Genomic DNA, 19,261 nt, shown 5'->3' on the forward strand with positions numbered 1-19,261 from the left:
ACGACAAAGAGCGCATTTTAATGATCTCTTTGCTGAAAGCAAACGTTTGCTAACTCATCTTTTCGATATGAATTTTGTCTGATGAGCAAGGCCTTATTATTTAAGGGGATACTTTTAAGAAAAATGAAGAATGCGCTGCGGCGATTAGGCGTTGGTGTACCGTGCACGCTCTGGTAGCCAGCGTTCGATTAGCGCAATGGCATGCTCGGGATAGTGTTCGTGCAGGTGGCGAGCAACGCGCTGCACCTGTGGGATCAGTTCCTGATCGCGCAGGAGGTCGGCCACTTTGAACTCGGCATTGCCCGTTTGCCGCGTTCCGAGTAATTCACCCGGCCCGCGAATTTCTAGATCGCGCTGCGCGATAACAAAGCCATCGTTGCTGTCGCGCAGAACCTGGAGCCGTTTTTGTGCGGTCTTGCTCATTGGCGTTTTGTAGAGCAGCACACAGTGAGATGCCACTGCGCCGCGTCCGACGCGCCCACGCAACTGGTGCAGCTGCGCCAGACCCAGACGCTCCGGGTTTTCAATGATCATCAGGCTGGCATTGGGTACATCTACACCCACCTCGATGACGGTAGTCGCCACCAGCAGTTGCAGCTCGCCCTGTTTGAAGGCCTGCATTACTGCCTGCTTTTCCTGTGCTTTCATGCGACCGTGGACCAATCCGACCTTGAGATTCGGCAGGGCTGCCTTCAGTTCTTCTCTGGTGGCTTCTGCGGCCTGTGCTTCCAGGAGGTCGGATTCTTCGATCAGCGTACATACCCAATAGGCCTGCCGCCCTTCCTGCTGACAAGCATTACTCACGCGCTCGATAATGTCGCTGCGGCGTGAATCTGGTATCGCGACTGTGGTGACAGGGGTTCTGCCCGGTGGCAGTTCATCAATGACGGACGTATCCAGATCGGCATAGGCCGTCATCGCCAGCGTACGGGGAATCGGTGTCGCGGTCATAATCAATTGATGGGCATGAAAGCCCTGTTCTTCGCCTTTTTCCCACAGCGCAAGGCGTTGATGCACGCCAAAGCGGTGCTGTTCGTCGATGATGACCAATGCCAGCCCGTTGAATTTCACCTGCTGCTGAAAAATAGCGTGCGTCCCGACAACCATGGAAACCTGACCGTTGGCGATGGCATCCTGCTGCACCTGACGCGCTTTCCCTTTTTGTTTGCCAGCTAGCCAGCCCACTTCAAGCCCTAGCGGTTCAAACCACTGACGGAAATTATGGGCGTGCTGTTCGGCCAACAGCTCTGTTGGCGCCATCAATGCAACCTGTTTACCGTTGGCAATGGCACGTAATGCTGCCAGCGCAGCGACCAGCGTTTTTCCTGAGCCGACATCGCCCTGCACCAGACGCATCATTGGGAAGTCTTTCGCCATATCCGTTTCAATTTCGGCTACGACACGTTCTTGCGCCTGTGTGGGTTTGAACGGCAGGGCAGCGAGCAACTGTTGCTTCAAACCGTCTTGCGCCTGTAGCGGCGAGGCTTTATGCCGCTGCTCCCCCGCTCGTACCGCGAGCATACTCAGGTTATGCGCTAACAGTTCTTCCATAATCAGCCGCTGTTGCGCCGGGTGTTTCCCGTGCTCAAGCTCGCTGATCTGCATATCCGGCGGGGGACGATGTAACGTACGCAATGCGTCCGGCAAGCTAATGAGCGATCGGCTCAGGGACTCAGGCAGCAACTCATCAATGTGGTTTGCATCGAGCAACGCCAGCGCCTGATCGGTGAGTTTGCGGAGTGTTGCCTGACGAACGCCCTCTGTGGAAGGGTAAACCGGCGTGAGCGACTCTTGTAACTCGACCTGCGTACTATCCCCCTGAACACGATATTCAGGATGGATGATTTCCGCACCGATTTTGCCACGCTTGATTTCGCCGTAAGCGGTAACGCGCTGTCCCGGTGCGAGGCTGTTTTTCATCGCGGCGCTGAAATTGAAGAAGCGCATGGTCAGCATGCCGCTGCCGTCGCTGATTTGGCAGGTCAACATGCGACGGCTGCCAAAGGTGATGTCATTGCGTAGGATTTCACCTTCCACAGTGGCATACATACCGGGGAGGAGGTCGCCAATCGGGTAAAGATGCGTGCGGTCTTCGTAGCGCAGAGGTAAGTGCAGTAGGAGATCCTGCACGGTTTCCAGCCCAAGTCGTGCGAGCTTCGCTGCCTGACTTGCACCCACGCCAGTAAGTGTACTCAGCGGTTGGGTGTTCAGCAGGCGGCCTTTCATCAGCACTCCGACGATTGCATCGCGGCCCACCACGGGGTATCCGCTACAATCTGACCCTGATGGTCAATATAAGGGCGAGGCAGCCCTTTACGTTTTGCGACGCGCGCCAGTACCGGGTAGCCCCCTTCAAAAAGCAGGCGCTGCTGCTCTTCTTCATCAAGCGGGCTGTCTTCACGCTGGTACATACCGGCGATTTGGCGCTGGCGCTGGGCTTCATACAGGATCAACGCCGAGGCTACAGACACATTCAGCGACTGCACCATGCCAGTCATCGGAATGATGATATCCCGATCGGCCAGTTTGAGCGCTTCGGCTGTAATACCGGTTTTTTCTTGTCCAAGCAGAATACAGGTCGGGCGGGTGTAATCAATTTCCCGAAAATCGACCGCGTGCTCAGACAAATTGGTCGCCAGAACCTGCATGCCTTCGGCCTTCAGGTGACCAACCGCATCACTTATGTTGCGATGGGTTTTAACCTGCACCCAACTATTGCTGCCTGCGGCGGAGGAGACCAGCGTTTTCATCCGGCTGGTGGGCCAAATCGCATGGACTTCATGCACACCGACGGCATCCGCTGTACGGATAACCGCAGAAACGTTATGAGGCTTATGCACCTGCTCCATGCAAATCGTCAGATCGGGCTGACGACAGTTGAGCATTTCTTTTATGCGTGCATAACGTTGAGGAGTCATAACGATTAATTTCGGTTACGGTTAACTTTGATGACATCCGGCATTACGCGAATTTTACGCATAATATTGGCCAGATGAACGCGATCGAGGGTGGTGAGGCGGATGAAGACGCTGTATACGCGACCGTCTCTCTCTTCCGTGTTGATGCTCTGAATATTGGAGTTTGCAGCGTTGATCGCGGCCGTCAGATTCGCCAGTGCGCCCTGATGGTTGAACATATCCACTTTTATTTCGGCGATGAACTCTTGTTCCGTCACCTTATCCCACTCTACCGCCATGAATTTTTCAGGTTCTTTCTGATAGCCGCGAATATTGCGGCAGGATTCATGGTGAATAACCAGCCCTTTACCGGGGCTGACGTGGGCAATAATCGGGTCGCCGGGGATGGGGCGGCAGCATTTGGCAAATGAGATCATGACGCCATCTGCGCCCTTGATCGGCAACTTGCGCAGCCCGGTTGTGCCCAGTTCAGATTGTTCGTTCAGCAGATTTTTTGCTACAACGACGCTCATGGCATTACCCATACCAATTTCCGCCATCAGATCGTCCAGCGTGGCGAGCTTCATGCGCTCAAGCTCAAGCTGAATCGACTTTTCAGGGATGTCGGAGAGTTTGCGGCCATTGCCTAATGCATGGTTCAGCAAGCGGCGGCCGAGACTCACGGAATCATCACGCTTGAGGTTTTTCAGCATCTGGCGAATTTTGGAGCGTGCTCTGGAGCTAACCACAAAGTTAAGCCACGCGGCATTCGGTCTGGCGCCAGGTGCGGTAATGATTTCAACGGTTTGACCGCTGGTGAGCGACTGTGACAGCGGGTAAGGCTGGCGGTCGACGCGTGCGCCGACGCAGGCGTGGCCAATATCGGTGTGTACTGCGTAGGCAAAATCGACGGGCGTCGCGCCTGCGGGGAGTTCCACAATACGGCCTTCTGGCGTAAAGACGTACATCTCGTCAGGGAAGAGATCGGACTTAACGCTTTCGATAAATTCAAACGAGCTACCGGCACTTTGCTGGAGTTCCAGCAGGCTTTGCATCCAGCGTTGGGCGCGTACCTGTGCGGTGGTGCTGCTTTCGCCTTCTTTATAGGCCCAGTGTGCGGCGACACCCATTTCCGCCATTTGATCCATATCATCGGTGCGAATCTGCACTTCGACTGGCACGCCGTGCGGGCCAATTAGAGAAGTATGCAGTGATTGATAGCCGTTGGCTTTGGGAATGGCGATATAGTCTTTTACCCGGCCCGGGCGGGGTTTATACAGGCTGTGAACCTGACCGAGCACGCGATAACAGGTGTCCTGCTCTTTCACGATGACCCGAAACGCGTAAATATCCATGATGGAATGAAAACGCTGCTCTTTCAGGTGCATTTTGCAGTAGATGGAGTACAGGTGTTTTTCGCGACCGCTCACGCGGCAGGCAATCCCGGCTTCGGTCAAACGTCCTTCAATTTCCGACAGGATTTTCTGAATCATTTCCTTGCGGTTACCGCGTGCGGCCTTGACGACCTCTTTAATGACGCGATAACGGTTCGGATACAGCGCCTCAAAACCCAGCTCTTCCAGCTCGGTTTTGAGGTGATGGATACCCAACCGGTGTGCCAGCGGGCTGTATATTTCCAGCGTTTCTCGGGCAATGCGGCGGCGCTTGTCCGAGCGCAATGAGCCCAGCGTGCGCATGTTATGGGTACGGTCTGCGAGTTTGATCAGGATGACTCGAATATCTTGTACCATCGCCATGATCATTTTGCGAAAGTTTTCAGCCTGCGCTTCTTTCTTATCGCGGAACTTCAGCTTGTCCAGCTTGGACACGCCCTCTACCAGTTCAGCAACGCTTTTACCGAAAAGCTGTTCCATGTCCTGATAGGTGGCGGGGGTGTCTTCTATGACATCATGCAGCAGTGCTGCCATCAGCGTTTCGTAATCGAGACGCATCTCCGCCAAAATACAGGCGACGGCAACGGGGTGCGTGATATAGGGTTCACCGCTGGAGCGAGTCTGCCCCTCGTGAGCATCACGTGCAACTAAGTAAGCCTGCTGTAAACGTTTGATCTGATCTTCTGGCAGATAACGTTGAATCAGCAGATTAAGGCTTTCGAAAATGTACAAGGGCGACTCGTGGTGTGATTAACGACGGCCTTCAGCAATCGCGGTAACCGCCTGAATCTCTGCGGCTTCCTGCTCTTGCTGTTCCTGACGGTCACGAACATCCAGAATCTGGTTGTTGATCAGACCTTCTTCGATTTCACGCAGTGCGATCACGGTGTACTTATCGTTTTCTTCAGGAACCAGCGGATCTTTGCCGCCAGTCTGGATTTGACGGGCGCGACGAGCAGCCACCAACACCAGATCAAAACGGTTACCAATTTTCTCTACAGCGTCTTGAACAGTTACGCGTGCCATAATGTGCTACTCCACAGGAAATAAAATGACTGGGCATCATACTGAAAGAGGCGTCAGTCTGCCAATAGTTTGGTGATTAATGCATCATGCCGAACCTGTTGTCTGCTCAAACGCAGACGTTCGGCGCGAATAATGGTTTTTAGATCGAGCAGCGCCAGATCAAAATCATCATTCACAATCAGGTAATCATACTCGCCGTAGTGCGTCATTTCAGCCACAGCCTGAGACATACGACGGGCAATAACTTCATCGCTGTCCTGTCCACGGCCACGCAGGCGGCGAGCCAGTTCTTCTTTTGACGGCGGCAGAATGAAAATACTGCGCGCGTGCGGCATTTGGGCGCGGATTTGCTTGGCACCTTGCCAGTCGATATCCAGAAAAACATCAACGCCAGTCGCTAATACCTGCTCAATTTCTGGCCGAGATGTACCGTAGTAATTACCGAAGACTTCAGCGTGTTCCAAAAATTCACTGTTCTGAATCATACGCTTGAATTCATCGACTTCGACGAAGAAATAGTGTTCGCCGTGGTTTTCTCCCGGTCGTTTAGCTCGCGTGGTATGCGAAATCGATACCTGAGTGTCGTAAAGCGGCTGAGTTTTTAATAACGCCTGAATCAGGCTGGATTTCCCAGCTCCACTGGGAGCAGAAACGATATATAACGTGCCTTGAGCCATAATGAAGTTTTATTAACGGTTACGATGGTGAATGGTGATATGCAGCAGAAAAATGCGCATTTCCCCGCATTATACACGCCTATATGTCATCAGTCGCGCTGCGATAAATTCTCCGGTGACTGTTTTTTCGTTATGCCATCAGGAAAACTTTTTGCCAACGTGTCTTTTTTAGATTGCGAAGCGCGTTCCCGTCTTTTTTATTGCTGCTGCAAACGATGAAGCATCTTGCGGCGCGTTTGGCATTTCTCCTTTTTCCACCTCGTATTTTTCTCTCCGTTGCTCTGTACTGCGGCCATTCGCTAATGGATGGCAGGAGGTTTTATGTGGCTCAGGATCCGCACATTTTTGATCATCATCGTCGTTGGGGGTATCAGCAGTTTCCCAACTGTGGCCGCGGTGTGCCCTGATTGGGATAACACACGGGTTGGCAAAGAAATTGATGCATTGCGTCAGCAGTTAGAACAGTGGGATGACGTGTATTACACCGAAGGGAAAAGCCCGATAGAAGATGACGTTTATGATCAGCTGCGGGACCAGTTAAACCAGTGGTTAGGCTGTTTTCAGCCCCAAAACTCGATTCCCGTACGGTTACCCGATAATGGCAAGCAGCCTCATCCTGTTGCTCATACGGGACTGAAAAAATTGTCCGAGCGTCGGCAACTGGTGCAATGGATCGCACAGCGTGAGGATTTATGGATTCAGCCAAAAGTAGATGGTGTAGCCGTCACACTCGTCTATCAGCACGGCAAGCTCATGTCCGCGGTTAGCCGAGGTAACGGCCTGCAAGGTGAAGACTGGACGGAAAAAGTGCGCCAGATTCCGGGAATTCGTCATCTATTAACCGATGCGCCTTCCTCATTGGTATTACAAGGGGAACTATTCCTGAAGATGACCGATCATCGACAGCGTACTCAGGGCGGCGTTAATGCCCGTTCGGTCGTGGCCGGTGAAATGCGTCGTCATCAGCCATCTTCTGTGTTGTCGCAAATTGGTCTGTTTGTCTGGGAATGGCCGGATGGACCAAAGACGATGCCCGAGCGTCTGGAGAAATTGAAGGAAATGGGGTTTGCGATGACGGCGGACTATACCCATGCTATTGGGTCATTCGCTGACGCGGAGAAATGGCGCCATCACTGGTACCACAACCCACTGCCTTTTGTGACGGATGGTGTGGTTATCCGCCAGACTAAAGAGCCTCAGGGGCGCTATTGGCGTAATATATCGGCCGACTGGGCGATCGCATGGAAATATCCGCCTGTTAATCAGGTTGCGGAAGTAGCTGATGTGGCGTTTTCTGTCGGACGGACGGGTAAGATCGCCGTGGTGTTAAAACTCAATCCTCTTAAATTGGATGATAAATCGGTCAGCCGGGTGAATGTGGGCTCGCTGTCTCGTTGGAAACAGTGGGACGTGTTGCCTGGCGATCGGGTGAGCGTCAGCCTGGCGGGGCAGGGAATTCCACGTCTGGATAATGTGGTATGGCGTGGCACTGAGCGGCCAGCCATCGTTTTTCCCGGTGAACATGATTTCCATGCTTTTAGCTGTTTTCGGTATAGCGCGGTTTGCCAGCAGCAATTTCTGGCGCGCTTAGTCTGGTTGAGTGGAGAGCATGGATTAAATCTGGCGGGAGTGCGTGAAGGGATGTGGCTGCGCCTGATACAACATGATTTACTGGAGGATGTGCTGTCATGGCTATCTCTGACGGAGGCACAGCTTAATGCGGTCAATGGCATGGGCGATAAGCGGGCGCGAGATATCTATGATAGCTTACAATCGGCACGGCAGATGCCGTTATCCCGCTGGCTCCTTGCGCTGGGTATTCCTGTTCCTCGCTCCGCCATTAACGCATTGGATGATATGGATTGGCTGGCGTTACAGCAGTGGACAGCACAACAGTGGCGACAGTTCTCCGGTATTGGAGAGCGACGTGCAGAAGAGATTATGGCGTTCCTGAAGCACCCTATCGTGGTGGAATTAATTACCCGATTAGATCGTGAAGGCATACATAGATAAGCAGTGATGATTTTTCAGAATTGATTGGGATCGCATCTTTTATTTTTTCGTGGATTCATTCACAGAAAAGGACAATTTTTTTCTGTTCCCCCTACTTAATCATAAGTAAAATTTACGAATTAAACGATGTGAATCTATTTGCTGTTTTACGATATAAAAATGTCTGAGAGTCTGATTATTTCTGTTGAACTCAGGCATTGGGATGTTGTCGTATAGCTTCAGATAATAAGAAAGGTTTGTTGGAGCACTTGTCATAATGAAGTTTGTAGCATCTTTTTCGCAACCCAGATTATCGTTTGTCCTGGCAGTCTATATTGGTCTTTTTCTCAATATCTCAGTGTATTATCGCCGGTTTGATTATTTCTCACTCTCTGCTGGTAGCCAGGTTCCAACGTTTATTCCCGCTCTTGTCGAATTGACCGCGAGTATTTTATTTACCTTTTTCCTGATGAGGATTATTTCACTTGGGGGACGTCATTTTTATCGGATAGTTGCTTCTCTCTTGGTGCTGATTTCCGTTGCTGCCAGCTATTACATGACGTTTTTTAATGTTGTGATTGGCTATGGCATTATTGCGGCGGTCATGACCACGGATATTGATCTTTCTAAAGAAGTTATTGGCTTCCGTTTTCTTCTGTGGATGTTGGTGGTGAGTGCGCTGCCGCTGTTTTTGATCTGGAAGAACTCTCTGCGTCATACGCTGATCGAACAGCTTAAATCACCAGGGAAGCGTTTTGTTCCTCTTGTGGTTCTTGCCGCTGTTGTTGCGCTGGTTTGGATGCCGCTTCGCTATATGGACAACGTTCAATCGATATCCGAGCGAGAATCCAATGTGGATTTGCCCAGCTATGGCGGTGTAGTGGCTCACTCGTATCTGCCTTCTAACTGGTTATCCGCATTAGGATTATTTGCGTACACCAAGTATGACGAGAGCCAGGACTCCTCCAATCTTTTCGATCCAGCTCTGCATTTTACCTATGTCCCGCCGAAAGGCATTGACGATACCTACGTGGTTTTCATTATCGGTGAAACAACCCGCTGGGATCATATGGGGCTGTTAGGCTACGAGCGAGACACGACGCCAAAGCTATCAAAAGAAAAAAACCTGGTCGCATTCCGTGGTCAGTCGTGTGATACCTCAACCAAGCTTTCCATGCGCTGTATGTTTGTGCGAGAAGGCGGTACGGAAGACAACCCGCAGCGAACGCTGAAAGAACGGAATATTTTTTCCGTACTGAAAGAGCTGGGCTTTACCTCTGAGCTGTTTGCTATGCAAAGTGAGGTATGGTTTTACAATAGCATCGAGGCAAACAACTATTCTTTCCGTGAAATGATTGCGTCAGAGAAACACAATGACGGTAAGTCGGTGCAGGATATGTTGCTGGTCGATGAAGTTAAGGAATCGCTGGCACGCTACCCCAAAGGTAAGCACTTGATTGTGCTGCATACCAAAGGTTCTCACTACCTGTACTCCATGCGATATCCCCGCAGCTATGCACGCTATCAGCCAGAATGTATGGGCGTTGATGCCTCCTGTACGCGTGAGCAACTGATTAATGCTTTCGATAATAGCGTGCTCTATACCGATAGCTTTATTGATAGCGTGATCGACCAGGTGCGGGATAAGAAAGCGATTGTGTTCTATGCCTCCGATCACGGTGAATCCATCGATGATAACTATCATCTGCACGGCACGCCGCGTCAGATGGCACCGCCTGAACAGTTCCGTTCACCGATGATGGTTTGGACATCGGATAAGTTTCTGGCTGACGCCGATAATCAGCATGCGTTCGAGCAGTTGAAGGCTCAGCAGCGCGTTGGCAAAACACATCGTCATGAAGAGCTGTTTGATACGATTCTTGGATGTGTGGGATACACATCGCCTGACGGCGGTATTAACCCTAAAAATAACTGGTGCCAGAAACCAGCGAATTGACATGAATCACGGACAAGGACGTCGGTTTCAGGCTGTAAATACAAGAGATGGACACTTTAACGGCAGCTGAAATCCTTTTGCTAAAAAGGTATTGACGCTCTAATAAGGTAGCAGTAATATGCGCCCGCATTCGGCGAGTAGCGCAGCTTGGTAGCGCAACTGGTTTGGGACCAGTGGGTCGGAGGTTCGAATCCTCTCTCGCCGACCACCACCCTCTTTCAGTAAATCATTCTCAGCTTTTCTCCTGTTTTAATTATCGTCTGCTCACACTATCTGTTTAAAAACACCCTATCTGTTTAAAAAATAGTCTCGCTTAAAAAGCACTTTCGTTTAAAAAATAGCCGCTTGTAAGAAACCTTTATAAAGTTAGGGTTTATTTCAATATTCTTTGGCGTCGAAAATTTCCATATTCCCTCTGTATTTAGTTCAGAATCTTCCCAAAAACATCGTGAAAAAGCGCACGCTAATTATCAAGAATAATGCCTATATTTTTGTTTTTTAATGATTTTATTGAAATAAATCTCAGTTTTTTAAAAATAAGACTGACTTTACCTCTCTGTATTTAAATGTAAATTTATGTGCGGGCAACATTCGCGATACTTATATATTCGCGTTGTTGAAACCGTCTTTTTATTCAAATATGGAAGATGTTTCGATCATGAAAAAAACAACACTGCTACTCTCCACTTTGATTGCTTGTGCCATGGGAATGTCTGCTGCTCAGGCGACACAAACGGTGTCTTTGGGTTATGCTCAGGCGAAAATCGATGACTTTAAAGATCCAAAAGGGATTACGGCCAAATATCATTATCAGGGCGATTCTGCACTTGGTATTATCGGCTCTTTCACTTATCTGGGAGCAAAAGAAGATTATTATGATCGTGACTTCAACTCCAACGATACGACTAAAATCAAATACTACTCCTTGATGGCTGGGCCATCTTACCGTTTTAATGATGTCGTCAGTGTTTATGGCCTGGCGGGCATTGGTCATGGCAAAGTGGATTGGAAATACGATTACGGTGCTTTTGCTGATTCTGGTAGTGAGAAGGAAACGCGCTTTGCTTACGGTGCCGGCATTCAAATCACACCAGTAGCAAACTGGGCGATTGATATTGGCTATGAAGGCACGAAGATTTATGAAACGCGTATAGATAGCTTTAATATTGGCGTCGGTTACCGTTTCTGATTTGCCGATTATTGAATACCGGTGGACAAGTTTCTGCCGGTTATTACTGCTTTTTCCCTTCTTTGTTTTTTTTTATAAAGCTCTCAATCGATTTATTGCCATTATAGTGAAGCCAGACCAGCAACGATTCATTGTCCATTGGCTTGGCATAAAGGAATCCCTGTATATATTTGACGCCGCGCCGTTGTAAATACATGAGCTGTTGTTCGGTTTCCACACCTTCTGCTACGGATTGAAGCTTGATGCGATGGCTCAACGCAATAATGGCATCAAGAATAGGGGCTTCTTCATCCGGTGATGAAACCGCGCCGACGAATCCCTGATCTATTTTCAGGCAATCCAGCGGAAAATTTTGCAGATAAGAAAGTGAACAATGCCCGGTGCCGAAGTCATCAATGGCAATCATAAAGCCATCTTCACGCAGCTGATGCAGGCGCTGTATGATTTCAGGACCGTTGCTGATGAGGTTACGTTCTGTCAGTTCCAGCGTAATGCTTAATGAATGAGCGGCGACTTTCTCTGCGAAGCGGTGTACGTCTGATACGAAGCTCGGGTGATGCAAATGCTCTGCTGCAACGTTGAGCCCCAGATGGAAACCCGGTTTTACCTGCCAACTGGCGATATCTGACGCCACCAAATCAAATAAATGCCGAGTGATGGGAATGATCATACTTTCTGCTTCGGCGGCAGAGATAAATATATCGGGTCTAATCCAATGCCCATCGCTGCGTCGCCAGCGCAGTAGCGTTTCTACTCCGGTACAGGCTCGTGATTCCGTGTCATAGATAGGCTGGTAATAGACGGAAAATTCGCCGTTAGCGATGCCCTTACGGATTTCTTCGCGGAAGAATAACTTACGTTTTTGCCAGTACCACATCGCCGTCGTGAAAAGCAGAGAGAGAATAATGGCGAGTGGCAGAAACGTGAAAAATGCCTGCTTCCAGTTGGTGATTTCTTGGGTGGCGGGGGCGGTAACATTGAGGGTAATCGGAAAGCGGCTCGACTTAATTTCAAGCGCAGAGGTAGAAAATAGGCTCCTGTGCGGCGTAATGGTTGGGCCCGTTTGAATCGGGTGACCGTTATCCATTTGCAGGATAAGTTGATAGCCGCGAATCTTGCTAATCGCAGTCATGAGGTCGATCAGATATTGCGCATCGACCATGGCGTAAGCGCCGTATCCCGTAGGAGGCATCTGGACGAAGATCAGCGCTGGGCGTTCTTTCACGTTGTCTGAACCGGCAATCGACAGGCTCCAGCGTTCAGAATAGGTCTCCGGTAGCGGCTGTTGAATGACGCGGCTGAGTGGTGTCAGCGTGCTGCCAAACGTTGAAGAGCAATAGACGTCAGTATTATGGATAACGCCGATAGCGCGGAAGTAAGAAAAGACCGAACCAAGACGCTGTAGTTCATCGCCGATGACGTCGCAGGGCTGACCATGAAAGCGCTGGAGGCGATCTACCATCTGCCATGCCTGTGTCGAAATATTTTCGGCATGATTCATTGCGATTTGCGCAGTGGATTCCAAATCGCGCTTTACCATTAATCTGGACTCAACAAAAGTGAACAATAAACCCAGCAGCAGTGGCAGCATGGCTGCAACCAGTAACAGCAATATGTTGATTTTATGTTCGCTATGTCTGGTGCTCATCCACATCTCCTGTCTGGCAGCAGAGGCCTATGTAGAGACGTCCTTTTCTCCGTGAATCAAAGGAGAGTGCTGAATAGAGATTATTATAGTGGTTATTTGCTGAAAGGCAGCGACTGCGCACATGCCCATGCAGAGCTCCACGCCCATTGGAAGTTATAGCCGCCGAGCCAGCCGGTTACATCGACCACTTCACCGATGAAATACAACCCCGGCACCGCGCTGGCTTCCATGGTTTTGGAGGACAGCGCGCGGGTGTCAATGCCGCCGATGGTCACTTCGGCCGTGCGATAACCTTCCGTACCGTTTGGCTGCACGCGCCACTGTTGCAGGCTCTGTTCAATCTGCGTTTGCTGTGCGCTGTTGAGCTGTTTCAACGTGACGTCCGGCAGTTGTCCTAACTCCTGTAGGCATTCAACCAGTCGTTTAGGTAGCCACTGTGCCAGCGTGTTTTTCAGGCTTTGGTTCGGGTGAGCGGTGCGCTCGTCATTAATAAGCTGGGTAAGATCGCGGTCAGGCAGCAGATTGATGGTGACGAATTCACCCGCTTGCCAGTAGCTGGAGATCTGCAAAATAGCCGGGCCAGACAGCCCGCGATGCGTAAACAGAATGTTTTCACGGAACGTCACACCGTTTTCTGCTGTGACGACAGTCGGCACCGAGACGCCGGAGAGCGTTTGCAGCTGTTCGAGCAGCGGTTTGTGCAGCGTAAAGGGTACCAGTGCAGCACGAGTTGGGAGCACGTTGATATCGAACTGTGCGGCGAGCTGGTAGCCAAACGGCGTCGCGCCCAGGCCGGGCATCGACAGGCCGCCGCAGGCAACGACCAACGATGCGCTTTGGAATGATGTGCCGTTGCTTAGCTGGACGGTGAACAAATCGTCTGATTTCTCCACCGAGGTCACTTCACTGCGCAGACGGAGGGTGACGTCCGCCCGCTCGCACTCTGTGACCAGCATGTCCACGATTTGCTGTGCGGAATCATCGCAGAATAGCTGACCGAGCGTTTTCTCGTGATAAGCGATGCGGTGGCTGTTGACCAGGCTGATGAAATCCCATTGGGTATAACGCGCCAGTGCCGATTTACAAAAGTGAGGATTGTGAGACAGATAGGCCGCGGGCTCTGCATGCATATTGGTAAAGTTGCAGCGACCGCCGCCGGACATAAATATTTTCCGGCCTGCCTTCTTGCCGTTATCGAGCAGTAGAACACGCAGTCCGCGTTGTCCTGCCTGTGCTGCACAAAACATGCCTGCTGCACCGGCACCGATGATGACAGCGTCAAACTGTTCCACAATGCATTTCTCCGATGAGTGAGTGGATCTTCTTGGATGGCCGCAGGCCGATAAGCCGTAGGGCGGCAAATTGTAGTGTTGGTTTTTGTTCGATACCAGCGTAACAATTTGCATATTTTAGTAAAAATATATAATTATTTGATTTTTATTGATTAAGTGATTTCCCCATCGATCCCCATCACATATTAAGTCAAAAAAAATTCATATTTTGCTTTTCCCGACCCCTGCTTGTCGCCGATAATGCGCCACGTTCATGACCACTAAATGGCCTAACGTTTATGCTACATTTATTTGCCGGTTTGGATTACTACACTGGCCTGATGTTGATATTGGCTTTGTTGTTTGTACTGATGTATGAAGCCATCAACGGTTTTCACGATACTGCGAATGCCGTTGCTACTGTTATTTATACCCGAGCCATGCGTGCCGAGTTTGCCGTTGTTATGGCGGGTGTCTTTAATTTCTTCGGTGTATTGCTGGGCGGCCTGAGCGTGGCCTATGCAATTGTTCACCTTCTCCCCACTGATTTATTGCTGAACGTGAGTTCGGCGCACGGTCTGGCGATGGTCTTTTCCATGCTGCTGGCTGCCATTATCTGGAATCTGGGTACCTGGTATTTCGGTATTCCTGCCTCCAGTTCTCACACGCTGATCGGCTCCATTATCGGTATTGGTTTGACTAACGCACTGCTGACGGATACCTCTGTCGTGGATGCGTTGAACGTGCCGAAAATGATCAGTATTTTCCTGTCGCTGTTGCTCTCGCCGATTGTGGGGATGGTGGTTGCAGGCCTGCTGGTGCTGGTGCTGCGTCGGTTCTGGAACGACAGTAAAAAACGCAAACGCGTGCATCTGACGCCTGTCGATCGCGAAAAGCAGGACGGCAAACGTAAGCCGCCGTTCTGGACGCGTACCGCGCTGATTTTATCGGCGATTGGGGTGAGCTTCTCTCACGGTGCAAACGACGGTCAGAAAGGTATCGGCTTGATTATGCTGGTGCTGATTGGTGTCGCGCCTGCTGGGTTTATTGTCAACATGAACGCATCTGGCTATGACATCAGTCGTACCCGTGATGCCGTTGTCAATTTACAGGAATACTACAAGCAGCATGGCGACGCGCTGACGCACGTTATCGATCTGTCTCCGCCAGTGATTCCTACGCCAGAAAGCACGATTCCCGGCAACGGTCAGAAAGAGTTTCACTGTGACAGTTCACGCGTGATGATTGCGATTGACCGTACACAGGGTCTGCTGAATAACCTGAAAAGTTACGACCAGTTGAACCCTGACGATCGTAGCAGAGTACGTCGTTTGCTGATGTGTATCTCTGACACGATGGATCGGGTGATCAAGCTGCCAGAAACGTCGGGCGAAGATAAGCGCTACCTGAGCAACCTGCGTAAAGACATGCTGCAGACGGTTGAGTATGCGCCTCTTTGGATTATCGTCGCTGTCGCATTGGCGCTGTCTCTGGGCACAATGGTGGGCTGGAAACGCGTGGCTGTGACCATCGGTGAGAAGATTGGTAAGAAAGGCATGACCTACGCACAGGGCGTTTCGGCGCAGGTGACGGCGGCCTTATCGATTGGCGTTGCCAGCTACACCGGTATGCCGGTTTCCACCACACACGTATTGTCCTCGGCGGTTGCTGGGACGATGATTGCGGACGGTGGTGGCGTACAGGGCAAAACGATCAGAAGTATTCTGCTTGCCTGGGTGCTGACGCTGCCTGTCTCAATGCTGATGTCCGGTACGTTGTACTGGCTGGCGTTGAAGCTGATCTAACGGCGTTAATTCATCACGCATAAAAAAACGTAGGGAACGTTGTTCAACGTCGCTTGCGTTATAAAAAAGGCGATTCTGTGGGGAATCGCCTTTTTACTTTTTATCGACGTTCATGGTTGTCATACCAATGAGGGTGTTAATAACAATAGTTATGTTAATACCAGAGAATTGTGTCAGTACCCGCGTTTAATACCATATTGTCATCGCAAACAGACTGATGACGATAAGGCCACACAGGGCGGTCGTAAGTAGAAACTGTCCCCGCACTCGCTCGCAACGGCGAATAAATTCAGGGTCGTGATGATCAAGATAGCGTTGCGCGTAGATATAGCGTACCAGCCGGATTTGTTTACTTGGCTGGCCGTGCGATGTAAAGAAGCCACCCCCGTCAACGTATTGGTAAAGCAGCGGGTCACAGTCACGCAAAATCAGCAGTAACACGCGTAATGAAGAGTAGTACCTCGCCATATTAATGATGCAGACGATACATAAAGCCCAGAAAAGCGCAAATGTACTAATCATGCTTCCCTCCCGGTCGTTCTATTCGTCAGATTCGATGGTCATATCTTCCGATTGCCCACCTGTCACCGATGATAAGCGTTACTCTTTATTTATCCGCGACGCTTATCTATAACGTTTTTCTGCGACATTTTTCTACGAATAGTTATGCCACGCGCTTGCGCACGATTTTATTGTCATTTTGGATAGCCAACGGCATCACGGCTAGCCCCATTCTCGTTTTCCATCCCAGGGTGCAGTGGACAGGCTCACCGCTCCCTACTTCTAGTGTAGAAGAAGAATGTTCGTTTGTGCCAGAGAGGCTGGCGCAATCGGCATGAAGGACGATTTTCGACGAGATAATGCCCTTTCCGAAAGGAGAAGCTGCGCGATTTAACTGTGAAAAGGAGCAGTTTCTACTACACTTATCAATAGAATTAACAGGTTTGAAAACAGGTTGTGATCGACTGAACATACCGATAGCGCGGACGAGTGCTACCTTATACCCGTCATACTTCAAGCTGCTTGTGCGTTGGCTGCCCTTACTCACCCCAGTCACTTACCTGAGTAAGCTCTTGGGGATTCGCGCAGTTGCCGCCTTCACGCAACTCGAATTATTTAGGGTATATAACTCTCTGTTAAGTATTAGAGCGGCAGGAGAAATATCTGCTAACCCTTAATTAGTCTTTACGGAAGGAGTCTTATTATGGCTTACAAACACATCCTTATTGCTGTTGATCTTTCTCCAGAAAGCAAAGTGTTAGTGGAAAAAGCCGTTTCAATGGCAAGACCGTACAATGCGAAAGTGTCGTTAATCCACGTCGATGTGAACTACTCTGATCTTTACACAGGGCTGATTGACGTCAATCTGGGTGACATGCAACAGCGTATCTCCGAAGAAACCCAGAACGCGTTGACTGAGCTGTCTAAAAACGCGGGCTATCCCATTAGCGAAACGTTGAGCGGTAGCGGCGATTTAGGGCAGGTGCTGGTTGATGCGATCAAGAAATACGACGCCGATCTGGTGCTGTGCGGCCACCATCAGGACTTCTGGAGCAAACTGATGTCTTCTGCTCGCCAGCTGATTAATACCGTACATGTCGACATGCTCATCGTGCCGCTGCGCGATGAGGAAGACGAATAAAAATTAGCTTTTTTTGCATTTTTTTTCAGTGACGAAAGGCACGGCTTCTTAGCTGTGCCTTTTGTTATATAACAAAAACTTATAGCAAATTTCTCTTCTCAAACAGCCAAAAAACCCTTCCTATCCCATTGGATTATAACGTTTATCTTAAAAGAAAACGCTTGCTTAAATATCCACCGCCAGTGTTATAGTCCAGAGGACACAACATCATTTTCACCGATCCCACAAGCTTCTGCGTGTCTAAAAATAAAGAAGCAGACGGGAACTTATTCGTTCAATCAGGAGCTGTTCATGGCACAAATCGTATCTCTGGCAAGTTTTCTTGATTCTGTTCAACAACGCGATCCGCATCAGCCTGAGTTTCTACAGGCCGTCAATGAAGTCCTTTCCACTCTGTGGCCTTTTTTGGAACAGAACCCTCACTATGCGGATTACAGCCTGCTGGAACGATTGGTAGAACCGGAACGCGTGATTCAGTTCCGCGTTGCATGGACGGACGACAAAGGTCAGGTACAGGTGAACCGCGCCTGGCGTGTCCAGTTCAGCTCCGCGATTGGGCCATACAAAGGCGGCATGCGTTTCCATCCGTCCGTTAACCTGTCGATTCTGAAATTCCTTGGATTCGAGCAGACGTTCAAGAATGCGCTGACAACGTTACCAATGGGCGGCGGTAAAGGCGGCTCGGACTTTAACCCGAAAGGGAAAAGCCAGGGTGAAATCATGCGCTTCTGTCAGGCGCTGATGACGGAACTGTATCGTCATCTGGGCGCGGATACAGACGTTCCGGCGGGCGACATCGGCGTGGGTGGCCGCGAAGTCGGCTTCATGACCGGCATGATGAAGAAGCTGACCAACAACACCGCGTGCGTCTTCACCGGTAAAGGGTTGTCGTTCGGCGGTAGTCTGATCCGTCCTGAAGCGACGGGCTACGGCCTGATCTACTTCACGGAAGCGATGCTGAAACGCCACGGTTTGGGCTTTGAAGGCATGCGTGTTGCGGTATCCGGTTCCGGTAATGTGGCGCAGTACGCGATTGAAAAAGCGATGGAGCTGGGTGCGCGTGTGGTTACGGCATCGGATTCCAACGGCACGGTAGTGGATGAGAACGGGTTTACCCCAGAGAAACTGGCGCTGCTGGAAGAGATTAAAAACAAACGCTATGGCCGCGTGGAAGATTATGCGCGTGAAGCGAAGCTGACCTACCTTGCAGGCAAAACGCCGTGGGAAGTACCAGTAGACATCGCGCTACCGTGTGCGACGCAGAATGAGCTGGATCTGCCAGCGGCGCAGACGCTGATTGCTAACGGTGTGAAAGCAGTGGCAGAAGGTGCCAACATGCCAACCACGATCCCTGCGACCGACGCGTTCCTGGATGCTGGCGTGTTGTTTGCGCCGGGCAAAGCGGCTAATGCGGGCGGCGTGGCGACATCTGGTCTGGAAATGGCGCAGAACGCGGCACGTTTGGGCTGGAAAGCAGAGAAGGTGGATGCGCGTCTGCACCACATCATGCTGGATATTCACAATGCCTGTGTGCAGTACGGCGGTGAAGACAGCCAGACTAACTATGTGCGCGGTGCCAACGTAGCGGGCTTTGTAAAAGTGGCCGACGCGATGCTGGCGCAGGGCGTCGTGTAACACCTGCTTTACTTAAAGCGCCTGTATTCGCAGGCGCTTTGATTTCTCACTTATTTATCTAAATTTTAGCGACATTTCTTGCTGGACACCGCTTCCTGCCTTTCTTTATCTTAATCAGCATTGCGTAT

14 protein-coding genes and 1 tRNA gene are annotated in these 19,261 nt (G+C 50.5%); 7 read left to right on the top strand and 8 right to left on the bottom strand.

Going from position 1 to position 19,261, the window contains the following annotated elements:
* Positions 1-144: 144 nt before the first annotated feature.
* The 5 genes from recG to gmk are packed head-to-tail and all read right to left on the bottom strand — an operon-like array spanning position 145 to position 5,994.
* Positions 145-2,226, bottom strand: coding sequence for an ATP-dependent DNA helicase RecG (gene recG, locus LOZ86_RS00905; protein WP_161546732.1), 2,082 nt, complete (start codon positions 2,224-2,226; stop codon positions 145-147).
* On the bottom strand, positions 2,226-2,918 hold the full coding sequence (gene trmH / locus LOZ86_RS00910) for a tRNA (guanosine(18)-2'-O)-methyltransferase TrmH (protein WP_230242770.1): 693 nt from the start codon (positions 2,916-2,918) through the stop codon (positions 2,226-2,228). The genes recG and trmH overlap by 1 nt, the downstream gene beginning before the upstream one ends.
* Before the next feature lie 5 nt (positions 2,919-2,923).
* Complete coding sequence (gene spoT, locus LOZ86_RS00915; RefSeq protein ID WP_111778830.1) at positions 2,924-5,023, bottom strand: bifunctional GTP diphosphokinase/guanosine-3',5'-bis pyrophosphate 3'-pyrophosphohydrolase; 2,100 nt, start codon at positions 5,021-5,023, stop codon at positions 2,924-2,926.
* 18 nt (positions 5,024-5,041) lie between these two features.
* On the bottom strand, positions 5,042-5,317 hold the full coding sequence (gene rpoZ / locus LOZ86_RS00920) for a DNA-directed RNA polymerase subunit omega (protein ID WP_005968230.1): 276 nt from the start codon (positions 5,315-5,317) through the stop codon (positions 5,042-5,044).
* 53 nt (positions 5,318-5,370) lie between these two features.
* A complete protein-coding gene (gmk, locus tag LOZ86_RS00925; protein WP_111778831.1) occupies positions 5,371-5,994 on the bottom strand; it encodes a guanylate kinase in 624 nt (207 codons plus the stop codon).
* Between the two features lie 321 nt (positions 5,995-6,315).
* On the opposite strand from gmk, the gene ligB reads away from it, so the two are divergent.
* The 4 genes from ligB to LOZ86_RS00945 all read left to right on the top strand — a co-directional run bounded on the left by ligB (position 6,316) and on the right by LOZ86_RS00945 (position 11,132).
* Entirely contained in the window at positions 6,316-8,007 is a 1,692-nt protein-coding gene (gene ligB / locus LOZ86_RS00930; protein WP_111778832.1) for an NAD-dependent DNA ligase LigB, read from the top strand.
* A 256-nt stretch (positions 8,008-8,263) separates the two neighbouring features.
* Positions 8,264-9,943, top strand: coding sequence for a kdo(2)-lipid A phosphoethanolamine 7''-transferase (gene eptB, locus LOZ86_RS00935; RefSeq protein ID WP_165708168.1), 1,680 nt, complete (start codon positions 8,264-8,266; stop codon positions 9,941-9,943).
* Positions 9,944-10,074: 131 nt separating this feature from the next.
* Positions 10,075-10,151: transfer RNA gene (locus tag LOZ86_RS00940), tRNA-Pro, on the top strand.
* A 450-nt stretch (positions 10,152-10,601) separates the two neighbouring features.
* On the top strand, positions 10,602-11,132 hold the full coding sequence (locus tag LOZ86_RS00945; RefSeq protein WP_039487475.1) for an Ail/Lom family outer membrane beta-barrel protein: 531 nt from the start codon (positions 10,602-10,604) through the stop codon (positions 11,130-11,132).
* Positions 11,133-11,175: 43 nt separating this feature from the next.
* Here LOZ86_RS00945 and LOZ86_RS00950 read toward each other — a convergent pair whose 3' ends face one another.
* Both LOZ86_RS00950 and LOZ86_RS00955 read right to left on the bottom strand, forming a co-directional pair.
* The gene (locus LOZ86_RS00950) at positions 11,176-12,780 is read right to left on the bottom strand and encodes an EAL domain-containing protein (protein ID WP_039487476.1); all 1,605 of its coding nucleotides are present in this window, start codon (positions 12,778-12,780) and stop codon (positions 11,176-11,178) included.
* 92 nt (positions 12,781-12,872) lie between these two features.
* Positions 12,873-14,072: a BaiN/RdsA family NAD(P)/FAD-dependent oxidoreductase gene (locus LOZ86_RS00955; protein ID WP_039487478.1), complete on the bottom strand. Its 1,200-nt coding sequence runs from the start codon at positions 14,070-14,072 to the stop codon at positions 12,873-12,875.
* Positions 14,073-14,350: 278 nt separating this feature from the next.
* Here LOZ86_RS00955 and pitA point away from each other — a divergent pair, with 278 nt between their 5' ends.
* Entirely contained in the window at positions 14,351-15,856 is a 1,506-nt protein-coding gene (gene pitA, locus LOZ86_RS00960) for an inorganic phosphate transporter PitA (RefSeq protein ID WP_039487480.1), read from the top strand.
* 186 nt (positions 15,857-16,042) lie between these two features.
* Here the strand turns inward: pitA and uspB are convergent, their stop codons facing one another.
* Entirely contained in the window at positions 16,043-16,378 is a 336-nt protein-coding gene (gene uspB, locus LOZ86_RS00965) for a universal stress protein UspB (protein ID WP_010281678.1), read from the bottom strand.
* 682 nt (positions 16,379-17,060) lie between these two features.
* On the opposite strand from uspB, the gene uspA reads away from it, so the two are divergent.
* Together uspA and gdhA are read left to right on the top strand one after the other, a co-directional pair.
* Complete coding sequence (gene uspA / locus LOZ86_RS00970) at positions 17,061-17,498, top strand: universal stress protein UspA (protein ID WP_230242771.1); 438 nt, start codon at positions 17,061-17,063, stop codon at positions 17,496-17,498.
* Between the two features lie 291 nt (positions 17,499-17,789).
* Complete coding sequence (gene gdhA, locus LOZ86_RS00975; protein ID WP_180742130.1) at positions 17,790-19,133, top strand: NADP-specific glutamate dehydrogenase; 1,344 nt, start codon at positions 17,790-17,792, stop codon at positions 19,131-19,133.
* Positions 19,134-19,261: the final 128 nt, after the last annotated feature.

Origin of the sequence: Pectobacterium parvum, assembly GCF_020971565.1 — a bacterium.
GTDB classification, from domain to species: domain Bacteria; phylum Pseudomonadota; class Gammaproteobacteria; order Enterobacterales; family Enterobacteriaceae; genus Pectobacterium; species Pectobacterium polare.

Bases quoted from the DNA above. Each gene is read 5' to 3' on its own strand.
- recG (WP_161546732.1), bottom strand. From the start codon at position 2,226: ATGAAAGGCCGCCTGCTGAACACCCAACCGCTGAGTACACTTACTGGC.
- trmH (WP_230242770.1), bottom strand. From the start codon at position 2,918: ATGACTCCTCAACGTTATGCACGCATAAAAGAAATGCTCAACTGTCGT.
- rpoZ (WP_005968230.1), bottom strand. From the start codon at position 5,317: ATGGCACGCGTAACTGTTCAAGACGCTGTAGAGAAAATTGGTAACCGT.
- gmk (WP_111778831.1), bottom strand. From the start codon at position 5,994: ATGGCTCAAGGCACGTTATATATCGTTTCTGCTCCCAGTGGAGCTGGG.
- ligB (WP_111778832.1), top strand. From the start codon at position 6,316: ATGTGGCTCAGGATCCGCACATTTTTGATCATCATCGTCGTTGGGGGT.
- eptB (WP_165708168.1), top strand. From the start codon at position 8,264: ATGAAGTTTGTAGCATCTTTTTCGCAACCCAGATTATCGTTTGTCCTG.
- LOZ86_RS00945 (WP_039487475.1), top strand. From the start codon at position 10,602: ATGAAAAAAACAACACTGCTACTCTCCACTTTGATTGCTTGTGCCATG.
- LOZ86_RS00950 (WP_039487476.1), bottom strand. From the start codon at position 12,780: ATGAGCACCAGACATAGCGAACATAAAATCAACATATTGCTGTTACTG.
- pitA (WP_039487480.1), top strand. From the start codon at position 14,351: ATGCTACATTTATTTGCCGGTTTGGATTACTACACTGGCCTGATGTTG.
- uspB (WP_010281678.1), bottom strand. From the start codon at position 16,378: ATGATTAGTACATTTGCGCTTTTCTGGGCTTTATGTATCGTCTGCATC.
- uspA (WP_230242771.1), top strand. From the start codon at position 17,061: ATGGCTTACAAACACATCCTTATTGCTGTTGATCTTTCTCCAGAAAGC.
- gdhA (WP_180742130.1), top strand. From the start codon at position 17,790: ATGGCACAAATCGTATCTCTGGCAAGTTTTCTTGATTCTGTTCAACAA.